This is a genomic window from Bartonella sp. CL70QHWL, assembly GCF_042194855.1.
Lineage (GTDB): Bacteria > Pseudomonadota > Alphaproteobacteria > Rhizobiales > Rhizobiaceae > Bartonella.
This window is the reverse complement of sequence record NZ_JBHINJ010000040.1, coordinates 1-5,257: the sequence shown is the minus strand read 5'-3', so window position 1 is coordinate 5,257 and position 5,257 is coordinate 1. Positions and strand designations below refer to the sequence as shown.

Below are 5,257 nucleotides of genomic sequence, written 5' to 3'. Positions count from 1 at the left end.
AAAATAGAATGCGAACTTTTTGATGAAGCCCAAGAAGACACAGCTGGAAACGTTGCAAACACCACACCAGACAAGGATGATACCCTTGATCCAAACGCCCCACAAAACGCATGCGACGAAGGCGAAGGCGTTATCCATATGGATGAGGATTAATATCAACTTTAGGTCATTCGTTGTGCTGTCCCTTTTAGGGAAGAAGGTCAATGAACGTTTACGACAGATATTTTTTCATCTGCAATGCGATAGCTTTAATAACTGGAACAGACACACTGTTTCCAAATTGGCGATAGGCTTGCGTATCAGATACTGGAATCTGGTAGCTTTCAGGAAACCCTTGCAAGCGTGCTGCTTCTCTTGGCGTCAGTTTTCTAGGATTTTTATTATCCTGCATTATAAGTATTTCGCTTCCATCTTTGTAATAACGTGCAGAAAGTGTATTTGTGTATGGCGATTCCACATCGAAAAGCCCATAACCAAATCCCTTTCCTTTCAGTTTATTCAGAACTTTTCTTCGTTGGTGTCCATGCCAAAGAGCATTACTAATTGTATATTTTTCATCAACCTCTTTATCTAAAATATCTCCCACCCTTGTTTTAATATTCATGGGAGAGGGAAATTTAAAATCTATCGAATGATCTAAAAAACCAATGATATATATGCGTTCACGATTCTGAGGAACTCCAAAATCCCGTGCTTTTAAGATATCATAAAAAACTTTATAACCGCTTGATTGTAAATGCTTTATAATACTAGAGAGAGTACGTCCCCTATCATGCCCCTTTAATTGCTTAACATTCTCTAATAAAAATGCTCGAGGCTTCCTATGTGATAAAATTCTATTGATATCAAAAAATAAAGTTCCACGTGCATCCGCAAACCCCTTCTTCAAGCCTGCTTGCGAAAAAGGTTGGCAAGGAAAGCCTGCTAATAAAATATCATGCTCTGGTATTTCTTCTTCATTGATCTGAGTAATATCGCCATGGACGTGATCGTTGTTAAAATTAAGTCGATAAGTTTGAATAGAGTATTTATCAATTTCTGATGTAAAAACACATTGGGCGTTATCTAAGCCAAATGCAGACTCGAAACCCAAACGAATTCCTCCAATGCCGGCAAATAAGTCAATTAGTTTAAACATTTTACTGATTTTTCCAATAATTAAACATCTCAGGTAGTTCTTTTAAAAAATACGTTTCAAAATCTATGACGCTGTGGTTATGCAATATTTTTTCTTGATTTTTAACTGTTTTTAGTACGACGACAACAATGTTATGCTTGTTCATTTGTTCAATTTTATTTACAGAGATTTTATCATCAACTGTCAGTAAGTGAATGTTAGGAACTTGAGATCTTGACTGCTCTTCAATAACTTCTTGCCAACGTTCACGCAAAGTGGTTTTCATTGTGCCAATAATAGCCTTATCGCGTCTTTTCTTAAAATGCTCTATGCTCGGTAGTACTGAATCAACCATTTTACCCAAACCGGCTTTTTGAAATGTTTCTTTTCCGATTTTTTTTTGAGCTTCGAAACGATATCGAAATTGATTATATAAAAAATAAATAATTTCTTCAAATGTTTTTCCCGCACGTGAACGGCGTGACTGTGTATTGCTAAGACATAATAAATAAATATATGGAATAATTTTTCCTGCATATTGGCCAAAACAATTTATTAGCTGCTCGTTAAATTTGTGAGAATCTTGAATGTTAAGCCGAAATAATTTTAAACTTAATTCAGTAATAATTCTTTTAGGCATCTCAAACTGATGGCTAATTTCCATCAAAATCGCAGAATTGAAAGTAGATTCTTGCTTTAACAATGCGGAATACGATAATTCTCGCATATTAAAAATTGTTTTAGAAACTTCCTCTTTTTTGAGCAACTCATCTATAATTTGTTTATTTTCCTGTACTATTTGACTTACTATTTCATCAGTAGGTGAAATCAGTTCACTTCTTCTTTTCTTGAGAAAGTTTACGAAGCTTTTTTTTTCTTCCTCATCAAGCCCACAAAAATCTTCTAAGTTTTTGTATCTTATATCAGTCATTGCATTAAATCCTACGATTAGACAAGTATAACTGATTAGCAGATTCTAAATTTTAACCAATGATATTTTTGTCCGTTACCTGTCCTTTAGGCGAGGAGGAAGTTAATTTTTTTACTAATTGAACGGCTTTTTCAATATCTTTTTGTTGAGTAGATTTCTTACCGTCCTTTAAGAGGGAAAGACGTTCATTTCATATTTTTCACGCATCCCCGCCTTTTGCGGGGCTTTTTTTATGGAGAATCATATGCGAAAAATATCATCAGAAGGACTAGCACTTATCAAACAATGGGAAGGTTTGCGTTTGAACGCCTATAAAGATGCCATTGGGGTGTGGACAATAGGTTATGGACATACAAACAGTGCTAGAAAACCTTTTGTTCATAAAGGCATGGCAATCACTGAAAAACAAGCTGAAGAAATTCTTTGCCAAGATTTAAGACAATTTGAAAATGTCGTTGAACGCGCTGTTACGGTTTCATTAACGGATGAACAATTTGCGGCGTTAGTGTCCTTTTGCTATAATGTAGGAACAACAGCCTTTTGTAATTCGACACTGTTAAAAAAGCTCAATCAAGGTGAATATGAAGCTGTCCCTGCCGAGCTACAGAAATGGACCAAAGCAGGCGGAAAGCGTCTTGAAGGTCTAGCACACCGGCGTGCGGCAGAAACAGGCTTATGGGCGAAAGGGGCTTATGTTTCTTCCAATTATCAAACAGTAGAAACGCAAGTACCAACGGGGCTTTTCAAAGCAGAAGCCCTTGCACCGATTATTGGCTCTTTTTCTGGGCTTGGTGGTTTGTTAGCTGGAAATGGACCAATCCAATGGGCTTTGGCCACCATTATGGTTTTAGCCGCATGTGCTGGTATTTTCTTTGTTGCTAAACGCTTTCAGGAGCATCGTCTATGATCTTATGGATGAAAAGAAATCTGATGATAACAGGCGCGGCTTTAGTCGCTTTTTTTATTGCATTAGCAAGAGCTTTTACTCTTGGGAAAAAAGCAGAGCAACAAAAGCAAACAGAAAAAGCTTTAAAAGCAGCCAAAACACGTCTGGAGGTGGAAAGTGAAGTTAATCAAAAAAGTGATGCTGATGTGCGTGCTGCTCTCTCTGACTGGTTGCACGACAAATAAATATGCTTCTTCTTGTGTTGGCTGGTTGCCAATTTATTTAGATAAGCAAGATCTGAACGCCATCAGTTCAAACTTAGCAAGAGAGATCTTAAAGCACAATAATCTAGGTGAACGCGTGTGTGGGTGGAAACATGGCTAGAAAAAAAACACAAGACGATACAGAGCTTACAGAAGCAGAAAAAGAAATCCTTCAAGAAATCATCATGACCTACAAAAGTGTAAAAGTGATGTCGCGTTATACGAAATGGATTGTACTCATTATACTCTTATTAGCGCTTGATTTTTCACGTATTATGGATGCGTTTGTAAGTATTTTTACACAAAAACCAAATATCCGACTCTAAACATACTCTGAGACGCGCGAAATTCTTTAGAAAATGGTTTCTTAATTTTGCTCGTCTCATGGAGACTATCAATAATAGCTTTACACATTTAAAACTGTTATTTTCACAGAATTGGACATATCAAATTTCTCTCCAAAATAGCTAAAAACACTGCAGAGGTAATTGTAAAAATTCTATCCTGTTATAAATGAAGCCCACTGTTCCAAGAGAACATGTCGTTGTTCTAAAAAATCCGTTCGCATATAAGCTTTTGTCACTGAACTCCCGACTGAATGGGCAAGAACAGTTTCGGCAATCTCGAACGGTGTTGACGTTGTCTCTGCTATCCAATCCCGTAAACTTGAACGAAAACCATGGGGACGATAAGTCAAACCACAAACTGTCATATATTTTGCCATGGTGGCATCAGAAATGGGGTTACCTTTAAGACCAGAAAAGAGAAAACCATTCTTTTCAAAGGGGAGAGTTTTTTCAATAACTCTCAAAGCTTCACCACTTAGTGGCACGCGAAAGTCTGAAACTTTCCCTACAATACCTTTCATGTTTTCTTTTGGTATCGTCCATATATTTTTATCAATTTGTTCAAGGCGCAAATAGCGCAATGGATATGACCGTGCTCCCGTCAAAATGAGTAACTTCAGTGCTAAATTTGAAAGGATCTTATCATCCAAGCTTTGATAAAATGCCGGAACCTCTTGCCATGGCATAGCAGGAATATTTGTTGATGTCGCACGTGGTTTTCCTAAAAGAGCGCGTGCCTTCATACAAGCCTGTAGATCAACATCTAAACCAAGAGCCGCTGCATATTTCAAACAAATATTGATACGGTTAAGTGCTTTTCGCGCTGTGTCTGCTTTTTCATGCCAAAGGGGTGAGAGAACATTGCGGATGATATTGGCTGTTAATTTTTCTATAGGTAATTTGCCTATGTGTGGAATCACGTGCAACTCTAGAGGAGAAAACCAGCGGCCGTTTTTACCTTCATTTTTCAACTCTGCTTTTTTGCTTTCAAAAGCCGCTTTTGCAATTTCTTGAAAAATATTGCTTTGCTGTTTTAAAATAGTCTGTTCTCGAAAGACAATAGGATCATTGCCTTCTTTAAGAATATCACTATAATATCTTGTAAGCTCACGCGCTTCTTTTAAAGAGAGTTTTGTAACAGGACCAAGTCCCATTTCACGGCGCTTATTGTGGTGCGTATAGCGAAAAAACCAAGAGCGTGTATTGTCTTTTCGAACATTCAACCACAACCCTGCCCCGTCACAATATTTACCCTGCGGAGACGTCTTTACGAATGATGCTGATAACCGATGAATCGCCCTCACTTAACGTCCCCTCTCGTCCACCTTTTCAAGCATTGCTCGTCCACCTTTTTGGGTCCACCTTTTAGACCACCTTTAATTTCTGATTTGAGATTTTTTCTTTAATACTTACTTTTTTTATTGAATCATAAAAAGCTATAGACATCAATACGCCCTTACACATCTTTATACACTTTGAATCTTGTTGCTAAGCCCCTGCTTGCCGCGTCTGGGCACCACACTCTTCTTTGTTGTATGTAACCTATTTTTTTATTGACTTTTAAGTTAATGATGCCTGAGTAAAGTTAAGGGAATAGGGTTTCTAACATTTGTCTATAAAGCACGCTTCACACAATAACAATATATTGATTTATAATGATAATTTACTGTTTTGTATATTGAATTAGACCCCCGAATAACGTAGGATTCTCTC

At 37.3% G+C, this 5,257-nt stretch carries 6 protein-coding genes and 1 pseudogene; 4 read left to right on the top strand and 3 right to left on the bottom strand.

Features of this window, described 5'->3' with window-relative positions:
• Positions 1-153 (top strand): annotated as a pseudogene (locus ACFIJZ_RS09160) (late control protein); the annotation flags it as partial.
• 58 nt (positions 154-211) lie between these two features.
• Here the strand turns inward: ACFIJZ_RS09160 and ACFIJZ_RS09155 are convergent.
• On the bottom strand, positions 212-1,138 hold the full coding sequence (locus ACFIJZ_RS09155) for a DNA cytosine methyltransferase (RefSeq protein ID WP_375631819.1): 927 nt from the start codon (positions 1,136-1,138) through the stop codon (positions 212-214).
• Between the two features lies 1 nt (position 1,139).
• Positions 1,140-2,048: a type II restriction endonuclease gene (locus ACFIJZ_RS09150; RefSeq protein WP_375631818.1), complete on the bottom strand. Its 909-nt coding sequence runs from the start codon at positions 2,046-2,048 to the stop codon at positions 1,140-1,142.
• Between the two features lie 244 nt (positions 2,049-2,292).
• On the opposite strand from ACFIJZ_RS09150, the gene ACFIJZ_RS09145 reads away from it, so the two are divergent.
• The 3 genes from ACFIJZ_RS09145 (at position 2,293) to ACFIJZ_RS09135 (ending at position 3,523) form a co-directional block, all read left to right on the top strand.
• Positions 2,293-2,955 carry a lysozyme gene (locus ACFIJZ_RS09145; protein ID WP_375631817.1) on the top strand — a complete coding sequence of 221 codons (663 nt, stop codon included), beginning with the start codon at positions 2,293-2,295 and terminating at the stop codon, positions 2,953-2,955.
• Entirely contained in the window at positions 2,952-3,179 is a 228-nt protein-coding gene (locus ACFIJZ_RS09140; RefSeq protein WP_375631816.1) for a hypothetical protein, read from the top strand. The genes ACFIJZ_RS09145 and ACFIJZ_RS09140 overlap by 4 nt, the downstream gene beginning before the upstream one ends.
• Positions 3,180-3,310: 131 nt before the next feature.
• Positions 3,311-3,523: a hypothetical protein gene (locus ACFIJZ_RS09135; protein WP_375620805.1), complete on the top strand. Its 213-nt coding sequence runs from the start codon at positions 3,311-3,313 to the stop codon at positions 3,521-3,523.
• A 173-nt stretch (positions 3,524-3,696) separates the two neighbouring features.
• Here ACFIJZ_RS09135 and ACFIJZ_RS09130 read toward each other — a convergent pair whose 3' ends face one another.
• Complete coding sequence (locus ACFIJZ_RS09130) at positions 3,697-4,848, bottom strand: tyrosine-type recombinase/integrase (RefSeq protein WP_375631814.1); 1,152 nt, start codon at positions 4,846-4,848, stop codon at positions 3,697-3,699.
• Positions 4,849-5,257: the final 409 nt, after the last annotated feature.